The organism is Halobacterium salinarum DSM 3754, from assembly GCF_008124605.1.
In the GTDB taxonomy this organism is placed as follows: domain Archaea; phylum Halobacteriota; class Halobacteria; order Halobacteriales; family Halobacteriaceae; genus Halobacterium; species Halobacterium salinarum.
This window is the reverse complement of record NZ_VRYN01000001.1, coordinates 340,440-363,559: the sequence shown is the minus strand read 5'-3', so window position 1 is coordinate 363,559 and position 23,120 is coordinate 340,440. Positions and strand designations below refer to the sequence as shown.

General features: G+C 68.8%; 25 protein-coding genes. 13 read left to right on the top strand and 12 right to left on the bottom strand.

Annotated features, from left to right (window positions below; all coding sequences use genetic code 11):
• Nucleotides 1-55 precede the first annotated feature (55 nt).
• The 4 genes from APQ99_RS01960 (at nt 56) to APQ99_RS01945 (ending at nt 7,267) form a co-directional block, all read left to right on the top strand.
• Nucleotides 56-4,147 (top strand): beta strand repeat-containing protein, encoded by a 4,092-nt coding sequence (locus APQ99_RS01960; protein ID WP_010903435.1) that lies wholly within the window; start codon nt 56-58, stop codon nt 4,145-4,147.
• Nucleotides 4,148-4,176: 29 nt separating this feature from the next.
• Complete coding sequence (locus APQ99_RS01955) at nt 4,177-4,938, top strand: hypothetical protein (RefSeq protein WP_227970884.1); 762 nt, start codon at nt 4,177-4,179, stop codon at nt 4,936-4,938.
• A gap of 70 nt (nt 4,939-5,008) precedes the next feature.
• The gene (locus tag APQ99_RS01950; protein ID WP_010903433.1) at nt 5,009-6,766 is read left to right on the top strand and encodes a S8 family peptidase; all 1,758 of its coding nucleotides are present in this window, start codon (nt 5,009-5,011) and stop codon (nt 6,764-6,766) included.
• A 69-nt stretch (nt 6,767-6,835) separates the two neighbouring features.
• Entirely contained in the window at nt 6,836-7,267 is a 432-nt protein-coding gene (locus APQ99_RS01945) for a CBS domain-containing protein (RefSeq protein ID WP_012289412.1), read from the top strand.
• A 5-nt stretch (nt 7,268-7,272) separates the two neighbouring features.
• Here the strand turns inward: APQ99_RS01945 and APQ99_RS01940 are convergent, their stop codons facing one another.
• Nucleotides 7,273-8,187: an alkaline phosphatase family protein gene (locus APQ99_RS01940; protein ID WP_010903431.1), complete on the bottom strand. Its 915-nt coding sequence runs from the start codon at nt 8,185-8,187 to the stop codon at nt 7,273-7,275.
• Between the two features lie 84 nt (nt 8,188-8,271).
• Complete coding sequence (locus tag APQ99_RS01935; RefSeq protein WP_010903430.1) at nt 8,272-9,183, bottom strand: formyltetrahydrofolate deformylase; 912 nt, start codon at nt 9,181-9,183, stop codon at nt 8,272-8,274.
• Between the two features lie 125 nt (nt 9,184-9,308).
• Here APQ99_RS01935 and purS point away from each other — a divergent pair, with 125 nt between their 5' ends.
• The 4 genes from purS to APQ99_RS01920 are packed head-to-tail and all read left to right on the top strand — an operon-like array spanning nt 9,309 to nt 10,839.
• Nucleotides 9,309-9,563 (top strand): phosphoribosylformylglycinamidine synthase subunit PurS, encoded by a 255-nt coding sequence (purS, locus tag APQ99_RS01930; RefSeq protein WP_010903429.1) that lies wholly within the window; start codon nt 9,309-9,311, stop codon nt 9,561-9,563.
• Entirely contained in the window at nt 9,560-10,234 is a 675-nt protein-coding gene (gene purQ, locus APQ99_RS01925; RefSeq protein WP_010903428.1) for a phosphoribosylformylglycinamidine synthase I, read from the top strand. The genes purS and purQ overlap by 4 nt, the downstream gene beginning before the upstream one ends.
• Nucleotides 10,235-10,287: 53 nt before the next feature.
• Entirely contained in the window at nt 10,288-10,455 is a 168-nt protein-coding gene (locus APQ99_RS12480; protein WP_010903427.1) for a hypothetical protein, read from the top strand.
• A gap of 45 nt (nt 10,456-10,500) precedes the next feature.
• Entirely contained in the window at nt 10,501-10,839 is a 339-nt protein-coding gene (locus APQ99_RS01920; RefSeq protein WP_010903426.1) for a hypothetical protein, read from the top strand.
• Between the two features lie 6 nt (nt 10,840-10,845).
• Here the strand turns inward: APQ99_RS01920 and APQ99_RS01915 are convergent, their stop codons facing one another.
• The 3 genes from APQ99_RS01915 to APQ99_RS01905 form a co-directional block, all read right to left on the bottom strand.
• Complete coding sequence (locus APQ99_RS01915) at nt 10,846-11,925, bottom strand: archaeosine biosynthesis radical SAM protein RaSEA (RefSeq protein WP_010903425.1); 1,080 nt, start codon at nt 11,923-11,925, stop codon at nt 10,846-10,848.
• Nucleotides 11,926-12,004: 79 nt separating this feature from the next.
• On the bottom strand, nt 12,005-12,448 hold the full coding sequence (locus tag APQ99_RS12775; RefSeq protein WP_227970883.1) for a hypothetical protein: 444 nt from the start codon (nt 12,446-12,448) through the stop codon (nt 12,005-12,007).
• Complete coding sequence (locus APQ99_RS01905; protein ID WP_012289411.1) at nt 12,396-13,412, bottom strand: phosphoribosylaminoimidazolesuccinocarboxamide synthase; 1,017 nt, start codon at nt 13,410-13,412, stop codon at nt 12,396-12,398. Before APQ99_RS01905 ends, APQ99_RS12775 begins: the two co-directional genes overlap by 53 nt.
• Before the next feature lie 147 nt (nt 13,413-13,559).
• Here APQ99_RS01905 and cofH point away from each other — a divergent pair, with 147 nt between their 5' ends.
• A complete protein-coding gene (gene cofH / locus APQ99_RS01900) occupies nt 13,560-14,921 on the top strand; it encodes a 7,8-didemethyl-8-hydroxy-5-deazariboflavin synthase subunit CofH (RefSeq protein WP_010903422.1) in 1,362 nt (453 codons plus the stop codon).
• Between the two features lie 6 nt (nt 14,922-14,927).
• Here cofH and cofG read toward each other — a convergent pair whose 3' ends face one another.
• The 5 genes from cofG to APQ99_RS01875 form a co-directional block, all read right to left on the bottom strand.
• Nucleotides 14,928-16,046 (bottom strand): 7,8-didemethyl-8-hydroxy-5-deazariboflavin synthase subunit CofG, encoded by a 1,119-nt coding sequence (gene cofG / locus APQ99_RS01895; RefSeq protein ID WP_049892527.1) that lies wholly within the window; start codon nt 16,044-16,046, stop codon nt 14,928-14,930.
• A 41-nt stretch (nt 16,047-16,087) separates the two neighbouring features.
• Nucleotides 16,088-16,717, bottom strand: coding sequence for a 2-phospho-L-lactate guanylyltransferase (gene cofC, locus APQ99_RS01890; RefSeq protein WP_010903420.1), 630 nt, complete (start codon nt 16,715-16,717; stop codon nt 16,088-16,090).
• Entirely contained in the window at nt 16,717-17,511 is a 795-nt protein-coding gene (locus APQ99_RS01885; RefSeq protein ID WP_010903419.1) for a hypothetical protein, read from the bottom strand. Before APQ99_RS01885 ends, cofC begins: the two co-directional genes overlap by 1 nt.
• A complete protein-coding gene (locus tag APQ99_RS01880; protein WP_012289408.1) occupies nt 17,489-18,673 on the bottom strand; it encodes a tubulin/FtsZ family protein in 1,185 nt (394 codons plus the stop codon). Before APQ99_RS01880 ends, APQ99_RS01885 begins: the two co-directional genes overlap by 23 nt.
• 157 nt (nt 18,674-18,830) lie before the next feature.
• On the bottom strand, nt 18,831-19,718 hold the full coding sequence (locus tag APQ99_RS01875) for a complex I NDUFA9 subunit family protein (RefSeq protein ID WP_049892525.1): 888 nt from the start codon (nt 19,716-19,718) through the stop codon (nt 18,831-18,833).
• Nucleotides 19,719-19,816: 98 nt separating this feature from the next.
• Here APQ99_RS01875 and tmk point away from each other — a divergent pair, with 98 nt between their 5' ends.
• Complete coding sequence (tmk, locus tag APQ99_RS01870) at nt 19,817-20,416, top strand: dTMP kinase (RefSeq protein ID WP_010903416.1); 600 nt, start codon at nt 19,817-19,819, stop codon at nt 20,414-20,416.
• Between the two features lie 10 nt (nt 20,417-20,426).
• Here the strand turns inward: tmk and APQ99_RS01865 are convergent, their stop codons facing one another.
• Nucleotides 20,427-20,753 carry a hypothetical protein gene (locus APQ99_RS01865; RefSeq protein WP_010903415.1) on the bottom strand — a complete coding sequence of 109 codons (327 nt, stop codon included), beginning with the start codon at nt 20,751-20,753 and terminating at the stop codon, nt 20,427-20,429.
• A gap of 65 nt (nt 20,754-20,818) precedes the next feature.
• On the opposite strand from APQ99_RS01865, the gene APQ99_RS01860 reads away from it, so the two are divergent.
• Complete coding sequence (locus APQ99_RS01860) at nt 20,819-21,865, top strand: thiamine pyrophosphate-dependent enzyme (protein ID WP_049892524.1); 1,047 nt, start codon at nt 20,819-20,821, stop codon at nt 21,863-21,865.
• Between the two features lie 18 nt (nt 21,866-21,883).
• On the opposite strand, the gene APQ99_RS01855 is transcribed toward APQ99_RS01860, so the two are convergent.
• The gene (locus tag APQ99_RS01855; RefSeq protein WP_012289406.1) at nt 21,884-22,123 is read right to left on the bottom strand and encodes an Lrp/AsnC ligand binding domain-containing protein; all 240 of its coding nucleotides are present in this window, start codon (nt 22,121-22,123) and stop codon (nt 21,884-21,886) included.
• Nucleotides 22,124-22,212: 89 nt separating this feature from the next.
• Between APQ99_RS01855 and APQ99_RS01850 the strand changes: the two genes are divergently transcribed.
• Together APQ99_RS01850 and APQ99_RS01845 are read left to right on the top strand one after the other, a co-directional pair.
• Nucleotides 22,213-22,890 carry a potassium channel family protein gene (locus tag APQ99_RS01850; protein WP_012289405.1) on the top strand — a complete coding sequence of 226 codons (678 nt, stop codon included), beginning with the start codon at nt 22,213-22,215 and terminating at the stop codon, nt 22,888-22,890.
• Nucleotides 22,891-23,118: an Lrp/AsnC family transcriptional regulator gene (locus APQ99_RS01845; protein ID WP_010903411.1), complete on the top strand. Its 228-nt coding sequence runs from the start codon at nt 22,891-22,893 to the stop codon at nt 23,116-23,118.
• Nucleotides 23,119-23,120: the final 2 nt, after the last annotated feature.

The window sequence follows — 23,120 nt, the reverse complement described above, 5'->3', positions numbered from 1 at the left end:
CCGCCCCCCGCTGGGGCCGCCGCCGACTGCACGCCACGACACAGCCGATCCTACCATGACAGACCACACCCCCACCACCAAGTTGCGCGCGGTCGCCCTCGCTGCGCTGCTGGTTCTCTCCGTGCTCGCCGGTGCCACCACGTTCACCGGCGCTGCCGCCGCCGCCGCAAACGCCGGCCCGGAGGCGTTCCAGGACCAAGCGACCGACGCCGGGGACCTCACGCCAAACGAAACCGCAGTCGTACAGACGATTGATGCACGCGACGCCGACGGTGGCGACGACGACGCCGACACCGTCCTGACCGGGCTCACCCTCTCGGGGGCCACCAGCAACACCGTCTCCGCATCGAACATCTCCGAAATCGAGATCCTCGACGGGAGCGGGACGTCGTTGGGTACCACGGCCCCCGCGGCGTTCACCTCGCCACAACAACTCGACATCACGAACCGCACCATCCCCGACGACACCACAACCGAACTCCGGGTGCAGGCCACGGTCGCGGCCAACGCAACCCAGTCCAACGCCACCTTGGCGTTGGACACACGCGCGAGTTGGGTCGAAGGCAACACCACCGGCACCACTGACCCCGCCACCGACGGCGCGCCCGAAACCCTGGCCGCGGACACGGCTCCCACTGACAACGAGACGGTCAGCCTCGACAGCGTCGAACTCGACGGCAGCGACACCACCAACCAAACGGTGGTGTTGACGTTCAGCCAGCCGGTTGTGGCGACTGACAGCGGCATCACCGCCGCCAACGTCACGTACACCGACGCCAACGACACCGGCAACCGCTCGGTCACCGCCGTGCGCGACCTCGACGGTGACACCCAGGTCGCGGTCTCGGTGAACGAGAGCGTCACCGCCGCCGACCTCGGCGTCGACACCGTGGGCGTCGAGTCCGGTGTGCTCCGCACCACCGACTCACCACCCACGACCGTATCCGCAGCCAGCATGGCCATCACGGCCGACGCCACGACCGACACACCCCCACTGGTGGTCGTCACACCGTCCACCCGCACGGTCAACCAGTCCACGGACGCACTGGACGTGGCGTACCGCTACAACCAGCCGGTCTCCGGCGGCAGCGCCGACGTCAGCATGACGCTGGCAGCGGCCAACGGCACCGAAAACGCCACGTTCGACATTTCCGACAGCCCACTGGTGGCGAACGCGACCCAGCGCCTCACGCTGGACTTGGCTGAGAACGCCCCGCTGGCCGACGGCGTGTACACGCTGTCGGTCACGGTCGACGACGGCTCCGGCAGCCCCGTCACACGGACGACCGATCCGGTCGTCGTCATCGACGACGAACCCCCGGACGTTTCGGCGGTGTCCCTGAACGCCTCGACGGACGTTTCACCACGCGACACCGTCGCCGTCAACTACACCTACGACGACGCAACCAACGCCACCAGCGCCACCGTCCACTTCGTCGCCGCCGCCGACGCTGGCAACTTCACCGCCGGTGACCTCGCCAACGCGTCGGCCGCCAGCGTGTCGAAGGACATCGATATGGCCCCCGGCAAACAGCGCGTCGACGTGAACCTCCGGTGGGTCCGCGAAGTCACGGACAACAGCAACTACACCGTCTACGTGACCGCCACCGACGAACGCGGACTCACGAACCTCAACACGAGCGCCACACCGATCATCGAGGGCACCGTCGCCAGTGCTACCCTGGACGTGAACGCCGCGCAGCCAACCCTCGACGGCGTGGAAACCGACACCGGGAGCACGACGGTCACCGCGACGTTCAGTGAACGCGTCGCGGCCGTCGACGGCGACCCCAGCCCGAACGAGTTCGTCTACCAGGACGCCACCAACGACGGCGCGGGCGCCATCACGGCAGCCACCGCCAGCGGCCCCGCATCCATCGACCTGACACTCGACAGCGCCGTCACGACCGCCGACATCGGCACGGACGCCGTCTCCGTTCGCGCCGACGCGTTCACCGACACCGACGACGCTGATCCGCGCGCCGTCCCCGCCAGTTCGGCGGTGGTCGCCGACACCACCGCGCCGACCGTTCGCAGCGCCGATGCCGGCCCGATCAACAACCGCACCGTCAGCAGCTACGACGTCTCGATCACGACGGGTGACGAGCCCGTCGGGGCCGCTGTGACCCTCCGCGGATCGGGCGGCACCACCCGCTCGAAGACCGCCGCCGACGTCACCGGGGACGCGACGTTCACGTTCGACGCGACCCCGCTCGATCGCGGCGCTGTCGACGTCACGGTGACCCTGACCGACGCCGCCGAGAACACGGTTTCCACCACGAAAACGGTCCAGAAAGACACCGTCGTCCCGACCATCACGACCGCCGCAGCGAACCCCGGCGCGAGCCCGGACGCCGGCGGGAAGACGCGGCTCGTGACCGTGCTGTTCTCCGAGCCCGTCGACGGGTCGTCCGTTTCCGCCCAGAACCTCGCGATCACCAGCGACGACTACGCCATCGACGACGTCCTCCCGGAGTTCCTCACCGCCGACAACGAGGCCGTCCTGTTGTTGAACCGGTCGGTCGCTGTGGACGCCATCGGCTCGGAGTCTGTACAGGTCCGCGCGCCCGGCGTCACTGACACCGTCGGCCACCCGGTCGCGAACGCGGCACCGCTGGCGGACACGGAGACGACCGGCACCGCAGCGCCCGAGCACACGCCCGGCTTCAAGGAGGTGGTCGCCGAGCCGGGGGCCACCACGCTGACCGTTCGATTCGACGAGATCGTTAGCGCACCCGATGGCAGCGGCCTCACCGCCGCCGACTTCACGTTCGAGGACGGGAACAACGCGTCGGCAGGCACCATCACGGCCGCCACCCAACTCGACCCCCAGACGGTCGAGATCACGCTCGACGAGGCGCTGACCGCCGCCGACCTGGTCGACGACTCGCTTTCGGTGACCGCCGACAGCGTCGTCGACACCAGCGGCAACGTGATGCCGGCGGCGTCGACGACGTTCGGCATCGACCTCGGGCTCACGACCACCACCGCTGGCGACACGATAACGCTCCGGGTCACGACGCTGAACGACATCGAGGCCGCCGTCGGGAACGGCCTCACCGTGACCGAGGCCACCCGTGAGCTCGCGTCGCTTGAGGAGTTCACCCTCGACGACCGGTTCACCGCGACGCTCAGCCCCGACGACTTCACCGAGATCAACGCCGGCGTCTACGAGGCGTCGGTCACGGTCCCACACGCCGACGGAGCCGTCGCCGACGGCCGCTACGAGGTGTCGGGGACGGTCGATGGGCGGGTGCTCTCGCGGACCGCCGAGATCGACACGACGCCACCCCGCCCGACCGACGCCGTGCTCCACACTGTCACGAGCGAGGCCCAACCCGGCGACGCGCTGAACACCACCCGGGTCCGCGTGCTGTTCAACGAGCCAATCGACGCCGGCGACATCACGCCCCGCGACGTTTCCATCGACGGGTTCAACGGCGAGATCGTGGCTGTCCAAGACGGCGGCCTCTTCGGCAGCGTGAGCGTCGTCGTCGAGGGCCACATCCAGACCGGCACCAGCCCGGCAGTGACTATCGACGGCGACAGCTACACCGACCGCACCGGCACGCAAGGCGCGACCGGCGCCAGCACCGTCGTGCACACGGACGTCCTCCGGCTGGATCGCGGCCAGAACTACGTATCGGTGCCGGCCACCAGCGGCGCGGTGCCGCTGTCCGAGATCGACACGTCGGCGGTCGACGCGATCTACGCCTACGACGCCGCAGCCGACGCCTGGGACGCATACGATCCGGACGCCAGGGAGAACAGCCTCACCGCGCTCGAAGGCGGCGCGGGCTACGTCTTCGTCATGGATCGCGCGTCCACCGTTCCGGTGAACGTCTACAACATCGCTGGCGCCGCCGCGGGCGCGGACCCGAGCGCGCCGGCACCGACCGCCCAATCGCTCAGCGAGGGGTGGAACCTCGTCGGCCAGTACCGGGCCTTCGAGCAGCCAGTCGACACCGCGCTGTCCTCGGTCTCTGAGGGTGCCGTGTACAGCGTCCTCGCACAGGACGAGACCGCCGACGGCGTGGCGTTCACCTCCCACTCCGCCGGCGACTTCGAGACGATGGAGCGCAGCGAGGGCTACTGGGTCTTCGTCCGTGAGGACGAAGCCTACACCGCAGCGCCCGCCGACAACTAACACACCTCCGCCACGCGATGTTTGATTCCATGGACACGATACGACCCACGATCCGGCGAACAGCAGTCGTCGTCACAGCCGTCGCAGTGATCGCAGCGCTGGCCGCTGCGGGCAGCACCGCAGCCGCGGCGTCGTCGCCACCGACACCGCCACACCGGTTTTTCGGCACTGTCAGTGATGCTGACGGCCACCCCGCCGGCAACGTCACCGTCGAGGTGGTACACAACGGCTCCGTCGTCGCCTCGAACACCACCGCCGACAGTGGATACTACGATCTGACCGTTCCCGCTGACGCCGTCTCTGCGGGGCGGTCCGTGACGGTGACCGCCCGCAACCAGTCCGCCCAGTTCGAGTGGACCGCGGCCGGGTCGACAGAGGTGGAGTTCACGCTCGGCCCGTCGGGCGGCAGCGACGTCGAGGACGGCACCGACAGTGGCGGTGGCACAGACGGCGACACCGACGGCAGTGGCGACGAGGCGGGTGGTGGAGGCGGTGGCGGTGGCAGTGCTGGCGGCGGTAGTGTCGCTGCCGGGAGCGCGAGCCAGGACGCGACGACGGTGAACGCCGCGACCCAAACGCCGACAACGACGACAACCTCCCGCCCCACCACCCAAGCGACCACGACGCCCGACACGTCGACGGCAACGAGCACGGCGGCACCGACAGCATCAACGACCACAACTGAACGCGATACGGACGACGCGTCCAGCGGGACCGTCCCCGGGTTCGGGGGCGTCATCACGCTGGGCGGCATGGCTGCGGCGGCGCTGCTGGCTGGCCGGCTGCGATAACCATGCCGCCGCGCGCTCGGTGGCTGGAGATGGCGTAGTTATTTGTATACTGGTAGTATATACGGATGCTATGAGGCAGACCCGGCGAACGTTCATGAAGACAGCCGCCGCAGCGATCGGCGGCCTCTCAGCCACGACACAGCCCGTCACCGCCGAGGGCGTCCGCGACGACCAGTTCCTCGTCGACACGCAGTCGGCCACCAGCGACGCCTGGCGAGAGGCCGTCGACGTCATCGACGAAGCCCAGTCCGTCGGTTTCGCGTCGGTCTCCGGCTCGGAGCAAGCCCTCACCGGCTACGGCCTGGACTTCGCCCCGGAGTTCGAACTCTCCATCGACCCGCCGACGATCACTGGCGTCTCCCCCGCGGACGTGCCCGACGAGCTCCCCGACGGCGCACAGTCGGCTTCCTTCGACACCACTGACGACGACATCCCACAGCCACACCCACTCCAGTGGTCGAAAGCCGAGCAGAACGTCGCCGCCATCCACGACAACGACGTCACCGGCGAGGGCACGACCATCGCCATCGTGGACTCCGGGATCGACGCCAGCCACCCGGATCTCACCGTCGACACCAGCCGCTCGGGCAACTTCTCCCTCGATGACTCACTGGGAACCAGCGCCGACAGCAGTCACGGCACGCACTGCGCCGGCATCTCGGCGGCTACCGGTGCTCGCGCGTCCAGCGGCGGCCCATACGCCGTCGGCGTCGCGCCCGACGCGACGCTCCTGGACATGAAGGTGTTCCCGTTCAAATCCAGCGCATCGATCCTCAACGCCGCCGAAACGGCGATCCGAGCGGGCGCGGACGCAGTGAACCTGAGTCTCGGGCCGTCCAGCCCGGTGTCGCCGAGCGTCAGCCAGCACCTGAGCGTCAAGGCCTACCGGCGCATCGGCGAGCTCGCCGTCGACAACGACGCCGTCCTCGTCGAGTCCGCCGGCAACGCCGACACCAACATCGACGACTTCGAACCGCAGGTAACGAACACCGGAAAGGGCAGCCACCCCGGATGGATCTCCGTCTCGGGCACCGGACCACGAAGCGCGGTCCCCACGCTCGAAGCCCAGCCCCCGGACGCCGACGGCGACGGTGTCCCGGACTTCGGCACGAACAGCCCCACGCACACGCCCGCCGTCTACACCAACTACGGCCCGGACTCCGTCGACGTCAGCGCCCCGGGCGGGAACGTCGGGTCGTCGGGCTCGCTCTGGGACGGCGTGTTCAGCACGCTCTCCCCGGCCGTCGATTCGTTCGGGTTCGCGCGAACCGGCCCCGGCGGCGGCTCGGGGCTTTACGCCGGCTCCGGGATGTACGGCACGCTGCACGGAACCAGCATGGCGGCACCACACGTCACCGGCCTCGCCGCCGTCGTGGCGGCACAGAACCCCGGCGCGACCACGCGCCAGATCATCGCCCACATCAAACACACCGCCGCCCACGTCCGGTCGAACTACCAGGTCGACTACTTCAGCGCCGGCGACACCACCCCGGACACGTACGACAACGGCACCCTCGAAGACCGCTACGCCTCCGAGACGTTCCGCGGCGCGGGCCACATCGACATCCAACGCGCCGTCGAAAAGCCCATCCCGTTCCCGGGCGGCCTCGAATTCGACGGCACCACGTATTACCCCGCCGACCCCGACGACGACGGCGTCTACGAGGACGTCAACGGCGACGGCGTCGTTGACATGGCCGACGTGGAACTCCTCTACCAGCTGGCGCTCCGCAACGCCGTCCCGGAGAGCACCACTGCCTTCGACGTCACGGGCGACGGCAAATTCGACATGCACGACGTCCAAGCGCTCACCCGCCAAGTCGAGTGACACCGCTCCCCGCCCAACTGTTGGGTGTGTGACGTAATCACCAAGTTCCCGGCCGCTGTACCCTTGCGTGTGCGCGTCGACGACATCATGACCACCGCCGTCGTGGCGGTCCCGGCCGACGCGTCGTTACACGACGCCGCCGACCGCATGCTTGCGACCGGTGTTGGCAGCGTCGTCGTCACCCGCGACGACAACCCCGCGGGCATCCTCACCGAGCACGACTTCGTCGCCGCCGGCCACGAACACGACCGTCCGTTCGACGAAATCCCAGTGTACGCCGCGGCGTCCCGGCCCCTGGAGACGGTGTCCCTGTCTGCGACCGCCAACCGGGCTGCACACACCCTCCGCGATGCCGGCGTCAGTCACCTCCCGGTCGCGGATGGCCTCGACCTCGTCGGCATCGTCACCACTACCGATCTGGTTGGTGTCCGGGATCACCTCGACGCCGACGCCGAGCACGCGCTCCGCGAACGCACGGCCTGGGAGCAGACGCCCGATTGACTGCGTCAGGTCTTGTAGCCGAGCTGTTCGAGTCGGTCGTCGACGACCGACGCGTCGGTCGCCTCCACGGACCCGCCACGACCACCGCTAGGTTCGCGCGTCCGCTCGTCGCTGGCGGTGGTCTCACACCACGGCACCTCCCGAAGCGCCGGAACATCGACGCCGCCGGGATGGCCGTAGATGGCGTGTTCACCGAACGCGTTCCCGTGGTCGGCGGTGAGCACGGTCCTGTCGGCGTCGACGTTCGAGCGCAACACCGCGACGTCCTCTAAGACGACTTCGAGGTTGCGCTCGTAGTCCCGCCAGGCGTCCGCGACGGAGCGCCGGCCGAACCGCAGTTGTTCCCAGACGGACATCGGCTGGTCGCCCCAGTCGTCCAGGGCGACTCCGCCACTGTCGGCGTCGAAGACGGTGGGGAAGTGGGGCTGCATGTAGTGGACGATCAGCCGGTCGGTGTCGTGGGTGCGCCCCGCCCTGATCGCGGCGTCGGTCACCGGGCCGGGTGGGATGGTGCCCTGGGCGTCGTCCCAGCCGTACTCCCAGACCGCCTCGTAGCCGCCCAGCCGGCTCGTGTCGATGGTGCGCGAGGAGTACGGGTTCCCGGTCACGTAGGAGACGTCCGCAAGGGCGTCGTCGCTGGCGCTCCCGAGCACCGCGGTGAGCCACTCCGTCGACGTGCTTGCCGGCGATGTCGCCGTTCCGCCACTGTCGAAGTCGTACTCCCCGCCGCCGACGACGTCGGCGAACACGTCCGCCCGACAGGCATCCAACACGACCAGCATGTCCCATTCCGCGTCCAGGATCGGGTCCGGGGTGCTGTGTGATCGCAGCCCGTAGTACGTCCGCGAGGCGAACTCGCGGACCGCGTCGAAGCCGGCGTACCGGAGGCTGCGGGCGGCTGCCGCGAGGTCCGAGATCATCGTCCCCTCCGCAGCACACTGTCTCCGTTGTTCACGCCGGCAGCCACGACTGGAACGTATAAGATTGCTGTGAAACGCCCCGGCTCAGTCGTCGGCCAGCGCGCCGTACTCGTGTGGGCCGTCGACCGCGACCGCGCCGCGCCGCACCGTCGTGTCGCCGGCGAGGTGCGCGCGCACCGCCGCCACGAGCGCGTCCGCTTCGAGGGGCTGGCCGCGGTCCTTGACGGCAGCGACCGACGCGTTCGGCGGCACGGTGAACGCGCGCTGGGTGAGGATCGGCCCCTGGTCGAGGTCGGTGGTGACGTAGTGTGCGGTGACGCCGGCGACACGCACGCCCGCCTCGACGGCCTGCCGGTAGGCCTGTGCGCCCGGGAACGCCGGCAGCAGGCTTGGATGGACGTTCACGATGTGGCCCGCGTACCGGAACACCACGTCCGGGCTGAGGATGCGCATGTATCGCGCAAGCACCACGAGGTCGGTGTCGTACGCCGCGAGCAACTCCAGGAGGCGCTCCTCGTCGGGGGTGCCCGTGTCGTCGCCGATGTCGTGAAACGGGACGTCGTGCTCGTCGGCGACCGCTTCGAGGGTGTCGTGGTTGCCGATGACGACGTTCACGGGCGCGCCCAGGTCGGCCTCAAGGAGCGCGCGCAGGCAGTGGTCTTCTTTCGTGACGAGGACCGCGATGCCGTCGTCGCGCTCGTCGGGGAACCGAACCCGCACGTCGACGCCGAGCTCGTCACCGGTGTCGTCAAGCGCCGCCTGGAAGGCCGCGCGGTCGGTGACCGGATCCGCGCCGTCTGCGAACCCACAATCCGCGAGCAGCGTCATGCGGAAGACGCCGTCGCGGACGGTCTGCTCGACGTCTTCGATGTTCGCGCCGTGCTCGAACAGCAGTCCCGTGACCGCAGCGACGATCCCGGTGCGGTCGGCTCCGACCACCGTGACTTCGGTGTAGTCGTTTTCGGCGACACTGCGGGAGTGCTGTTCGCTGGACATACACGCCCGGAGGTCGTCGATACGGATAGATGTGTCCCACGTGAGTGGCCCTCTCGCAACTCACGAACGTGTATTATCGTAGCGTTCCAAAAGAGTGATTGCACACGAAAGTCCACACCGATGTGATGACCGCGTACACCGCCACAGTGACGGTCCGACTCCAACACGGCGTCCTCGATCCGGAGGCCGAAACCACCCAGCAAGCCCTCGAACGCCTCGGGTTCGAACTCGACGCGCTCCGGTCGGCCGACCGCTTCGAGATCGACCTCGACGCCGACGACGAACAGGCGGCCGCCGAGCGCGCCGACGAGATGGCCCACCGACTCCTCGCCAACCCGACCATCCACGACTACGACGTGGCGGTCGAAGCCCGCGAATGACGGTCGCAGTCGTTCGCTTCGGCGGCTCGAACTGTGACCGCGACGCCGTCCGGGCGCTCGCCCACCTCGGCGTCGACGCCGCGGTCGCCTGGCACGACGACGGGCTTCCCGCTGACACCGACGGCGTCGTCGTCCCCGGCGGGTTCTCGTACGGCGACTACCTCCGCGCGGGTGCGATGGCCGCCCAGTCGCCGGTCGTGGCGGAGGTCCGGGCGCTCGCCGCCGACGGCGTCCCGGTTCTCGGCGTCTGCAACGGCGCCCAGATCGGCTGCGAGGCCGGCCTCGCGCCGGGCGCGTTCACGACGAACGCCAGCGCGCGCTTCCAGTGCGAGCGCGTCCACCTCCGCGTCGAGAACGCCACCACGCCGTGGACGGCCGCCTACAGCGAGGGCGACGTCCTCGAAATCCCCATCGCGCACGGCGAGGGACGCTTCGAAATCGACGACGACGCCTACGCGGACCTCGTGGCCGACGACCGCGTGCTCTTCCGGTACTGCAACGCCGACGGCGAGGTCACCGAGGCGGCGAACCCGAACGGATCGACGGGCGCCGTTGCCGGCGTCACGGGCGACCGCGACCACGTTGCGGTCATGATGCCCCACCCCGAGCGCGCGACGCTCCCGGCGCTCGGTGCCACGGACGGCCAGGGCATCCTCGGCGCGTTCGCGTAGCGCTTCCACCCGCCACCGAAACAGTGTAGACCCTGGTCCCCCCAATACCACATATGGCAGTCAAAAAACACGTCACGAACGGTATCGTCTCGCTCGTCGTCAGTGTCGCCGCCACCGTGTACGCTGCCGACGACGGCCCCTGGGACCTCGAACAGGTCACGCTGGCCGTCGCGGTGTCGGCGTTCCTCTCGGGGTTCTTCACGAGCTACTTCGCCGAGTAACGCCGTCGGGGAAACGCCGATACGGCATCCCCACGTAGGTCGCGCATGGACGCCCCAGAACCGGCCGGCGACGACTGGCCCGCCCGCCCGCTGTCACCCGACGAAGCCCGCGCCCGCCTCGACGACACCGCGGACGCCCGCGCCGTCTGGGTGATGGACCACGATGACGGCGTCCGCTCCACAGTCGTTCCCGACGACGCCCCCGCGGACGCGGTCGTGGACGTCGTCGTTGAGACGGCCACGGGCTTCGAGATGTACAGTTACACGCGCGGCCAGTGGATGGACTACGGCACGCAACGGCACGATGACGACGACGCCCCCTCGATGGCGGGCACCCTGGAGAGCTACCGGCTGCTGGCCGGCGAGTCGGCGCTGTCACTCTGACCGCGCTCACTCCGCCAGCGGGAGGTTGTAGGCCGTCTCCCGTTCAACGACCGCTTCGTGCGTGGCCTCGCACTCGCAGGCGACCTCCGAGAACACCGACGGGTCCTGGCGCAGGTCGAAGTCCTTGATGGCCTTCTGCACGCGGTCGTCGCACTCCCCGCAGTTGTGCGCCCCCCGGTCGCTGCCGTGACCGACCGGGTCCGAGACCACGATGGCGTCGACGTCCGCCGTCGACTCCAGGACCTCGGCGACGCTCCAGAGCCACGGCGGCCGGTAGCCACCGCGGAAATGCAGCTGGTCGACCATCGTGTACCGCTGGACGTTCGTCGGGTTCATCGACACCGTGTGACAGCCATCGACGGCCGCACACCGCCGGATCGAGGACTGCATGTCCGCGATCGCCTCCGACTCGGCGAGGAACGGCGGCTTCATCAGGAGGTACGCCTTGATGCCGGCGTCCGCCGCGCGCGCCTCCGCGCAGGCGGCCTCGAAGTCCTCGAAGTCGAAGTACTTGTTCACGCAGTCGTGGCGCACCCGATCGGTCGCCGTCTCCAGGCCGACGGCCACGTCCGTCTCCAGGCCGACCGTGGTGAAATCCGTGATCTTCTCCCGATCCACGAAATCCGGCAGGCTCTCGACGACGATGCGCTCGCGGTCCGCGAACGTCTCGGCGATGGCCCGCCGGGTTTCGGCGGGCACCTCGCGCTCGTCGAGGAACGACCCGCTGGTGTAGATCTTGATGAGCCCGGCCTGCTCGTCGCCCTCCGCGCGTTCGTGGGCGAGACACTCGTCGATCTGCGCCAGGAGGTCCTCGTGGGCGACTGAGCCGCCCTCGACGGACTCGGCGACGTACCCGCACATCGTGCAGCCGCCGGCCCGCGCCCACCGACACCCGCCCGTGTTCAGGATGATCGTGAGACTGTTGTAGACGCCGTCCGGCGTGTTGTCCTCGTCCAGCCAGACCCGCGTCGGCTCCCGGGGGTCGTAGTCTTTGGCGCCCTTCTCGTCCCGCAACTCCCGCATCACCTTGTTGTGGGCGTCCATCCCGCGCCCCTGCTCGTAGACGTCCGCGCTCGGCTCGCTCATTGCCCGCGACGAGGACTCGCGGGCGTAAAGCGGCTTCGTCTGTCGGTGTCCGCCCGGGAAACCGACGAACCGGAGCGCTTCAGACGCCGAACCAACGACGGACCGCCCGGAGCCAGCCGACGCCGCGCGCCCGCTGTTCGTCCTCGTCGTCCTCGTCGTCGGGCGTCTGGACGCCGATTCGCGAACTCCGGCCGGTGGTCGCGCCGATGACTGTTGCGTGCTTCAACATACTCAGTACGCGCACTGCTCGGGCCTCCGGAGTGATGTACGCTCGGGTTCCAGCAACGCCGCGAAGCCACCCGCCGACGCGGTGCTCGCGACGCATGTGGGCGGCGAACGTGATCGCCGCGTAGCCGACGGCGTCGAGGAGCTTGTCCGCCCTGGTAGGAACGCTATCGCCGTCTGGGATCGGGACAAGCGACGTGGCGAGCACGAAACCGGACGCCGCGACCGCGACGACCGCCGCCGCATCACTCGAAGGCGTCGAGCGCGTCGCCGAGCGGCGGCGCGTCGAACCACTCACGGGCCGTGTAGCGGTTCGCGCCCGCGGCGTACAGGTCCGCCGCGGCCTGCAGGATCTCCGGCGGCAGCGGGTCGGGGGACGGCTCACAGAGGGACTTCCAGTCGGCGACGCCGCGCTCGTCTGCCGCCCGCTTGGCGTCTTTGACAGCGCCGACCCACTCGGGGTCCGAGCGCTTGTAGAACTGCCGCACCGCCTCCTTGGAGACCTCTCGGCCGTCGAACCGGAAGCGGTTCTCGTCGAACGTCCCGGCGACGTCCGCGACCCGCACCTCGCCGTCGACGTATACGCATTCGAGCTTGCCGTCGTCGTGGACGAAGCCGGCGTCGGCCGCGCAGTCGGTGATGGTTTCGTTCACGCGGCGCGCGAGCGCGTCCAGCTCCGCGATGTCGGCGTCGCCCGCGATCTCGTCGGCCATCGACCGGGACAGATAGCGGTCTTGCTCCTCGTACTTCGTCGAGAACTCCACGATCGTCTCCGGCAACTCGACGGGTCCCTGGGGCCATTCGTCGGCGTCGATCCCGACGTCCGCGGGGGCACACCGCGTCCGGAGGCTGGAGCCGACCGGCACGGCGTTCCGGAACACCACCTCCAGGGGCACGAGGTAGTTGCTGCCGCCGGCGTCGTGGTACCGGTCGTAGTCGTAGCTCCCGTCCTCGAACGGGAGCGTGGGCACCTGCGTGAGGTCGATCACCATCTGGGTGGGTGCCTCGGGGGCGTCCGCCAGGCGCACCGTCTCCCCGTCCGGCGTCCGCACGCCCTGGTAGTGTGTGGGGACGCCCGCGGCCGCGAGCTGTTCGAACGTGTACGCCCCCATGGTGCAGAGGCTGGCCCCCTTGCCCGGAACGTGGTCGGGCATCTCCCCCCAGTCGAACACCGAATACCGGTCGCTGAACTCGAAGACACCCCGCCCGAGGTCAGTGTCCGTTGCTGGTGACTCGACGCGGCGGTCTTTGACGCTCGCCATACCACTATGCCTGGGACCCCACCCCATCAATCTTTCACTTGCGTGCGTACACGCCACTCGTCTGCGCGCAGTCTGCCCACGAATTTGCGTACGGATCCGGCTGCCGCTGTGGCAGGGTTTTTGCCCGTGCAACCGGTGCCATCGACAATGACCGACGCCAGCGCTCTCGACTTCGACGTGGTCCCGAGCACCGACCAGTCGTTCGAGAACGCGCTGGCGAACGCCCGTGACGGCCGCCGCCTCACCGTCGCCGACGGCATCGAACTCATCACCACGGGCACCGACACCGACGGCATCGACCCGCGACGCAAGGAACTCGTCCTGGAGGCCGCCGACCGCCGCCGGGCCGACGTGGTCGGCGACGACGTGACGTTCGTCGCCAACCTCAACAACAACGTCACCACGGCCTGCAACACCGGCTGCCTGTTCTGCAACTTCAAAGACACCGCCCACCGCTTCGAAACCGAGCACGAGGCGGCTCACGGCGGCTTCACCAAGACGCCCGCCGAATCGAAAGCCACGGTCGCGGACGCCATCCAACGCGGCGTCTCCGAGGTCACGTCGGTCTCGGGGCTGCACCCGGCGTTCGGACTGAACGAGGCCCACCGCGACGCCCTCGACCCCGACGACCCCGACCACAACTACAAGCCCCCCGAAGCGTACGACACGGACCCGACGACGTACGCCGCGCAGATCGCGGCGATGAGCGAGGCCGGCGCACACGTCCACTCGATCACGCCCGAGGAAGCCCACCACGCCCAGCGCGGGGTGAGTTGGGGCTACGACGAGGTCTACGAGACGCTGGCCGACGCCGGCCTCGACACCGTTCCCGGCACCGCCGCCGAAATCCTCGTCGACGAAGTCCGGGACGTCATCTGCCCCGGCAAAATGACGACCGACGAGTGGGTCGCCGCCATGGAAGCCGCCGCCGACGCCGGCCTCGGAACGACCGCCACCATCATGTACGGCCACGTCGAGAACGCCGCCCACCGCATCCACCACCTCGACGTGATCCGCGCCCTCCAGGACCGCACCCACAACATCACGGAGTTCGTCCCGCTGTCGTTCATCCACGAGCAGACGCCCCTCTACGAGCGCGGCGTCGTCGACGGCGGCGCCAGCGACGCCGAAGACGAACTCATGATCGCCGTCTCGCGGCTGTTCCTCGACAACATCGACCACATCCAGTCGTCGTGGGTGAAGTTCGGGGACGCGAAGGGACTGGCGCTGTTGAACTGCGGCGCCGACGACTTCATGGGCACGATCCTCAGCGAGGAAATCACGAAGCGCGCCGGCGGCCAACACGGCGAGTTCCGGTCGGTCGCCGACTACGCCGAGATGATCTCGGCCATCGGCCGCACGCCGGTCGAGCGCTCCACGGACTACACGACCCGGCACGTCATCAACCCCGACGCGGACACCATCGGCCCCCACGTCGGACCGAACGCCGACGGCACCCCCCTGGTGTCCGAGCGCGCCGGCACGCCACCCCACAGCGCCGGCGACTAGCCGCCGTTACTCCGCGCGCACCGCCTCGTACCGGTCGCCGTCCTCGATCGCGCGCCAGATGCGCTGGCTCACCCAGCCGTCATCGGCGGTCCCGCCGTCGGCGGGCAAGAACCGCTCGTACACCGGCAGGCGCTCGCGCAACGGCACCCCCGCGTGGTCGGCGATGGCCGACAGCTCGTCGAGGGCCGGCCACGCGTAGTCCGGGTTGATGTGGTCTTTGGTCACGGGCGAAACGCCGCCCAGATCATCCACGCCGCAGTCGACCAGCCCGCGCACGTCCGTCAGGTTCGGCGGCACCTGCACCCCGACCTCAGCCGGGAGCACGGCCCGCGCCATCGCCACCACGCGACGCATCGTCTCCGCGCCCGGCGGCTCGCCCTGCCAGCGCGCGTTCGGACGCACCGGCTGCACGATCACCTCCTGGACGTGGTCGTGGCGCTCGTGCAGCGCCCGGATCGCGAGCAGGCTCTCGGCGCGGTCCCGCCAGTCCTCGCCGATCCCCACGAGAATGCCCGTGGTGAAGGGCACGCCCAGGTCGCCCGCCACGTCGATCGTGTGCAGGCGCTGCTCGGGGGATTTCGCGCGTGGGCCGCCGTGGGCCTGTACGTCCGCCGTTGTCTCCAACATCACCCCCATCGACGCGTTCACGTCGGCCACGGTGGCCATCTGTGCGCGCGTCTGATCGCCGGGGTTGGCGTGGGGCAACAGCCCCGCTTCGAGCGCGATCTCACAGGCCGCCCGCAGGTACTCGTGGATGGAGTCGTAGCCCCACTCGCCGAGCTGCTCGTGGATCGCAGTGTAGCGGTCGTCGGGCTGGTCGCCGAACGTGAACAACGCCTCGGTGCAGCCCGCATCGGCCCCAACACGGCACTGCTCGCGGATCTCCTCCGGCGTCAACAACGACGCCTCACCGGGCACGTCGTAGTACGTGCAGTACGTACACGTGTACCGACACGCCGTCGTCAGCGGCACGAAGACGTTGCGCGCGAACGTGAGACTGGACGCCGGCGCCACGTCCGCCGGACGCACGTCGAGGGCGCGCTCCACGGCGGCCTCGGAGACCGACACTGACACGTCGTACTCGTCGCCGCCGAACTGTGTCTCAGTCACGGCACACCCCCACATCCAGACGCCACTTCATGCCAACGCGTCCGGCCGTCGCGCGGTTAGTCGTTGGGTTCCCGGACCACGGTTGGCGTGCCGTCGTCCACCGCGAGCCGCCACCCGCCGGCGATCAACCACTCCCGGGTCCGGCGCGTGTTGTGCACGAACACGTCCACGAGATCCGACGCGTCGTCGACGTCGGCCGCCAGCCGGAACGAATCAACCGTGGTGACCGTCAACCCGGCGCGCTCGGCCGCCGTCACGTGATCCCGGAACGACACGCCGTGATACGACACCGGCACGTCGGCCGTCCGCGCGAGCACCACGTTCGTGCCGCCGCCGCTGCCGGGCGCGAGCACCACGTCCCCGCTGGCGGCGAACACCCGCCGGATGGCGTCCGGCGTGGCGAGCGCGAGGTCCGCCATCACGACCGCCGTCGGGAGCGGCCCGTCGGCGATCGCGGCCGCCACCGCCGTCGACAGCGCGCGGTCGTCAACGGTCACTGGGGCGTCGACGGGCCGCGACACCGGAGCCGTCGCAACCACCACCGGGTCGCCGCCCGCGTCCCGCACCGCCCCAAGCACGTCTGCAAGCATTGCGTACGCGAACCCACGCCGCTCCTCGGCGTCCGCAAAGAACTCCGCAAGCCGCGACTTCGGATCCCGAGGGTCGAACGGCACGACCGTCCGCATCACCCCAGCTTGTCGTAGGTGTCCCGCTGCTGGAGATACCAGTAGCCGAGCCCACCGAGCACCAGCAACACCACAACCGCAGCGCCGCCGTACATCAACAGCCGGGTGCGCTTGGCCGAACTCTGTGCGCTGCTCGCGGCGCTCTCGGCCTCGTTGGCGTTCGTGACCGCCTGGTTGAACTCGCCGGCGTTGTAGAACTCGATGGCGTCGCGAACGTCGCGTTCCGCGCCCGTGACGCTTCCGCCAGCGTCGGTCGCGCGCTCGACCGCGGCCTCCGCGTCATCGATCGCCCTGCGAGCCTCCCGGCTGTCGGTCGTGTACGGCCGCGTCTCGAAGGCCGATCCGATCTGGCTCGTCGAGCCCCCGCGCTGGGTCTGCTCGAAGGACGCGTAGGTCACCGTCTGCTCGGGGTCGTAACTCCACTGGAACGTCTCCGTTCCCGGTGTCGTCCCCTCGATCTGGACGTCCGCACGCGTCACCGCCGTCGCGGCGTCGAAGTCGTACTCTATGGCCTGTCCGGTCAGCGTCTCCTCGTCGACCTGATTGCCGGCGTTGTCGAACGTCTGGATCGTCCACGTGACGTTTTCGAGGTCGGTCTCCGCGCGCAGCGTCCACTCCTCGTAGTCGCTGAACGGCTCCGCGACCTCGAACGTCGTCGATTGCTGTTCGCCGACCTGCGCCGTGCTCGGCTCGTCCCCGCTGACCGACACTGCAGCCGCCGGTGTCGCCGCCACTGCAAGCAGCGCCACGACAGCGAGGACAGCCCCGAGCTCAGAATAATGGCTCGAGCTCATCCTCGTCGTCTTCGACTAACTCTTCTAAGTTATCTTCGCTTTCCTCTCGGATCTCGTCGATGTTGTCCTGGGCCTCGATGGCGACCTCCTGAAGCTCCTTGATGCGCGGGACGTCGTTGACGCCCGACAACAGGACCACGGAGGCCACCTGATCGGAGTTCGACACCGGGTAGTCGCCGCCCCGGACTTCCATCGATCCGGTCTGGTCTTCGAGCCACTTCCGCCCGCGCTCGATGCCTTTCCGGTTCAGGTACTTCGGCGGGCCGGCCGTGACCAGCAGCGCGCGCTCGCTGCCCTCGATCTCACACGGTAGTGTGAGCCGCCCCAGCGCGGCCTTCCGCACGAGGCTGGTGATGCGGTTGGTCGTTGAGGCGGTGTCCTCGAGTTCGTCGTCGTCGCCGGTGAACCGGGACAACAGCCCGCTGCCGGCACCGCCGCTGTTGTTGTCCACGGTCTCGGAGGCGTAGCCGATCGTGGACACGCCGCCGCCGGCCAGCGTGTTGATGATCTCGCTGGAGTCGACGACGGACTCCGCGACATCGCCGCCCTGCTCGACCTCGCCCGCGCCGAACAGGATGCCGAACCGGGTGACGATCTCCTCGTTGATCTCGTCGTAGCCGCCCTGCACGGACTCCCCGGACTTCCGCCAGGCGTCGTTGTCGAACACCAGGAGGTTGTCCACCTCCCGCACGAACGTCTGGAACGACCGCGCCGCGTTCAGCGTGTAGATGCCACCCTCGTCGCTCCCGGGCAGCACGCCGATCCCGTAGACTGGCTCCGTGTAAATGCGCTTGAGGTGTTTCGCGATGACCGGCGACCCACCCGAGCCGGTGCCGCCGCCCAGCCCCGAGATCACGAGGAACGCGTCGACCTCGTGGACGGGGATGGAGTCGATGGCCCCCTGTACCTCGTCGATGTCCTCCTCGGCGATCTCCGCGCCGAGTTCGTTGTCCGCTCCGACCCCGTGTCCCTTGACGCGCGACTGCCCGATCAGCACGCGGTTCTCTTCGGGGATATGCTCCAAGCCCATGAGGTCAGCCTTGGCGGTGTTGACGGCGACGGCGGCGCGCACGATGTCCGACCCGTGGCGCTCGTCGTACTCGATGAACTTGTCGAGTATTTTCCCGCCCGCCTGACCGAACCCGATCATTGCCAGTTTCATGCGGAATCCTTGCCAAGGTAAAGCGCCAACGGCTGTATAAGGCTTTTGCAGACGAGCGTCAGACGCCCGCTTGGACGCCCAGTACGCCCGCTACACGCCCGTTCTGGTCGCCCGCCGTCGCCCCGCATCAGACGGCATTCATGTAACTGTCCTCCCATCACTCGACACCGAGGTACGCTGCCAGCGTCCGCAGCGTCGACGGGTCCACGTCGAACGCGGTCACGTCGTTGGCGCTGGTGGTGTTGTCCAGTTTCAGCGACCGGTACTGGTCGGCACCCATGGGCACGAACGGCAGCGGGTCCGCGAGCGTCAGCCCCACCGCAGCCAACGGCATCGGCACCGGAAGCACGCGCACCGACTTCCCGGCCGCGCGATACGCCATCCGGGTCACGTCCGCCAGCGTCAGCACGTCCGGGCCGCCGATGTCGTAGGTCTCCCCCCAGTGGGCCTCCGTGCCGAGGGCGTCCGCGAGCATCGGCACGAGGTCACCGACCCAGATCGGCTGGAACTTCGACGCGCCGCCGCCGGGCAGTCCCGTGACGTAGGGCGTCGTGAGCTGCTTCGTGAACGGGACGAACTCCCCGCCGTCACCGAACACGACCGACGGCCGCACGATCGTGTGGTGGAGATCCGACGACCGCACCGCTTCCTCGGCGCGCCCCTTCGCCCGCAGGTACGCGGTCGGTCCCGTGGGGTCGGCGTCGAGGGCTGACAACTGGAGGATGTACTCCACGCCGGCCTCCGACGCCGCTGCAACCACGTTCTCGGTGCCGCCGAGATGCACGTCGAGGTGGCGGCTGTCGCCGCCGGAGGGCTTGAACAGCGGCGACAACGCCACCAGGTTCACCACCGCATCGTGGCCGTCGATCGCGTTCGCGACCGTCTCTTTGACCGTGACATCGCCCACGATGCGGGTGACGTCCGCCGGGAGGGCCGCGTCAGCCGGCTCCCGTGCGAACGCCGTCACGTCGTGGCCGCGATCGTCCAACTCTCGACAGAGGTGTGTGCCGATGAACCCCGTCCCGCCAGTAACCAACACGTCCATACTGTCACACACACACGCGGCCATCGTAAAAGTATGCAACGACGCCGCCGACCGCCGATCCGAAGGGCGTTTGTACGCCGCTGGTCGTCACCTCGGGTATGCTCGTCACGCTTGAGGGACTCGACGGGAGCGGGAAGACCACGGTCTGGGAGTCGCTTCGAGCGTCCCACGACGACGGCGTCACGTTCACCGCCGAGCCGACGGACTCGCAGTACGGCCAGGCCGTCCGGCGGTCGGAATCCGCGGCCGACGCCGACCCGATCGCCGAGCTGTTCCTGTTCACCGCCGACCACGCCGACCACCTCTCGCGTGTCGTCTCTCCGGCGCTCGACCGCGGGGATGTCGTGATCTCGGATCGCTACTCGGACTCCCGGTACGCCTACCAGGGCGCGACGCTGGCCGACACCGTCCCGCGCGCCATGGAGTACGTCCGGGGCATCCACCAGCCCTGGACGCGCCCCCCGGACGTGACCCTCTACTTCGACGTGGACCCCGACACGGGGGCTGCGCGGTCCGGCGCAACCAACAAGTTCGAGACCGCCGCGTTCCTCGCCGACGTCCGGGCGAACTACGAGCAGCTCATCGACTACACCCCCGAGCGGTTCGTCCGCATCGACGCCACACAGTCCCCGGAGGCCGTGATCGCGGACGCCGAAGCGGCGCTCGCCGACGCGCTGCCGGACGACGCCTGGGCGTGAGCGCGCCGCCCTACTGTCGGGTGTTCTCCGGGCGGTCGCTGAACTCCTCGACCGGCGGCAGCCAGAACAAATGCACCGACCACCCCAGGAAGAACGGGAACGCCCACGTGGTGACGATCAGCGATCCGGGATCGGAAAACGTGCCCGCGCCAACCCCCAGCACTCCGAACAGGATCGTCGTGACGACGTAGACAACGGGCACGAGTACGAGCGTGTAGATCACCGCCCCCAGTCGCGTGTTCAGCGTGATGCGGAAGAACCGCGCGGCGAACGCCGCGATCGCCGCGTGCACGACCACGATGAGGGCAACACCGGCAGCGGTGGCGGCCGAAACCATACCGGGTGTACTGCCTCGTGGGGCTTTTCGCTATCGGTAAGTACCTGCCCACAGTCCGGCCGGATATGCACCGCGTCATCGGGGCCCGTGATCTCCACGCTGTCGACGTGAGTGAGGAGCAAGCGCGCGCTGTTCTCCGGGACATGGTTCGCGCCCGGCACTTCGACGAGCGCGCGCTTGCCCTCCAACGCCGCGGCTGGATGCCCGGATACCCACCGTTCAAAGGACAGGAAGGGTCGCAGGTCGGGGCGGCACACGCTCTCGCCGGCGACGACTGGCTGTTCCCCACGTATCGTTCCAACGCCATGCAGCTCGCCCGTGGCGTCCCCGCAAGCGATCTGTTGCTCTTCCGGCGGGGGCGCGCGGAGTTCCACTCCGACCACGACCACAACGTCTTCCCGCAGGCCGTCCCGATCGCCAGCCAGATCCCGCACGCGGTCGGCGCGGGGATGGCGATGTCCTACACCGACAGCGGGCAGGCGTCGCTGGCGTACTTCGGGGACGGCGCAACCTCCGAGGGGGACTTCCACCAGGGGATGAACTTCGCGGGCGTGTTCGACGCGCCCGTGGTGTTCTTCTGTGAGAACAACAACTGGGCGATCTCGCTGCCCCGGGAACGCCAGACGGCAAGCGACTCCATCGCGGCGAAGGCCGACGCCTACGGCTTCGAGGGCGTGCAGGTCGACGGCAACGATCCGCTTGCCGTCTACGAGACGGTGACCGACGCGCTGGCTGGTGCCCGCGACGGCACCCCGATTCTCGTCGAGAGCCTGACCTACCGGCAGGGCGCACACACGACCAGCGACGACCCCGACCGGTACCGCCCCGAGGAGGAGGACCTGCCGGCGTGGCGGACCGCCGATCCGGTCGACCGGTACGCCGACTACCTCCACGACCAGGGCGTCATCGACGCCGGGTTCGTCGAGGAGTGTTTCGACGCGGCCGCCGACGAGATCGACGACGCCGTCGAAACCGCCGAAGCAGCCGGCGCGCCCGCCGTCGACGAGCTGTTCGATCACGTCTACGCCGAGCGCACGCCCCGCATCGACGACCAGAAGGCGTGGCTGGAGTCGTGGCTGGAGACCCACGATCCACAGGAGATGGAGTTCTGAGCGCGGCGTCCGCCGCGCTCACGCCGTCGCCAGCGTGATGTACGTCTTCGTGTCCGTCACGCCGGTTATCGTCCCGATCTCCGTCGACACGTTCTGTAGGATGTGATCGACGACGTCTTCGCCACCGACCTCCGCGATGACGTCGTAGTTGCCCGCCACGACGCGGGCATCGGTCACGCCCTCCATTGTCGTGACTGCGTCGCAGATGTCCGCGACAGCACCTGCACCGGCGCTCACCATGACGAATGCGCGTGTCATGCCTCTCTTTACCGTGGCACACACCAAAAGCATTGCTGCATGAGACCATCACACAAACTTATTTGTTGTGGCACATCGTACTGGAACACATGGACATCGTTATCGTCGGGGCTGGACGCGTCGGCTCCCGGACCGCCCGGGTCGTCACGAACGAGGACCACGCCGTCACCGTCATCGAACAGGACTACGACAGGGCAGAGCGCGCCCGCACCGAGGGCTTCGACGTCGTCGAGGGCGACGGCACGAGCGAGGACACCCTGCTGGACGCCGGCATCGACACCGCCGACGCGATCGGCGCGCTCACCAGCGACCTCAACACGAACTTCATCGCCTGCATGGTGGGCAACCACCACGACTGCCGCACCGTCCTCCGGATCGACGAGGACTACCGCGAGGACATCTACCGCAAATACGCCGACGAGGTCGACGAGATCGTCTACCCCGAGCGCCTCGGCGCGATCGGCGCGAAAAACGCCCTTCTGGGCGGCAACGTCACCGCCATCGCCGACCTCGCCGAACACCTCCAGGTCGTCCAGCTCACGGTCACCGACGAGGCCCCCATGCGCGGCTACAGCATCAGCGAGCTGGAGCTCCCGGCGGGCGCGCGCCTGCTCGCGTTCGGGAAACACGACGCCTCGCTGGCGTTACCCCTGCCCAGCGAAACGCTTGAAACCGGCGACCGGATCGCGGTCCTCGCCGAGTTCGACACCCTCGACAGCGTCCGCCAGATCCTCGTCGGCAACGCCCCGCCAACGGAGGTGGCCTGAATGGTCGTCGCTTACGTCCTCGTGAAAGCCAACACCGGCCGTGCGGAGGAACTGCTCGACGAGATCGCGACCATCGACGGCGTCGTCAACGCCCACATCGTCGCCGGCGACGTCGACCTCATCGCGAAAGTCGACGTCGACACGCCCGCCGACGTCAAGGAAATCGTCACCGCCCCCATCCAGAACCGCCGCGGCGTCGAAGACACCGAAACCTACATCTCCATGTAGGC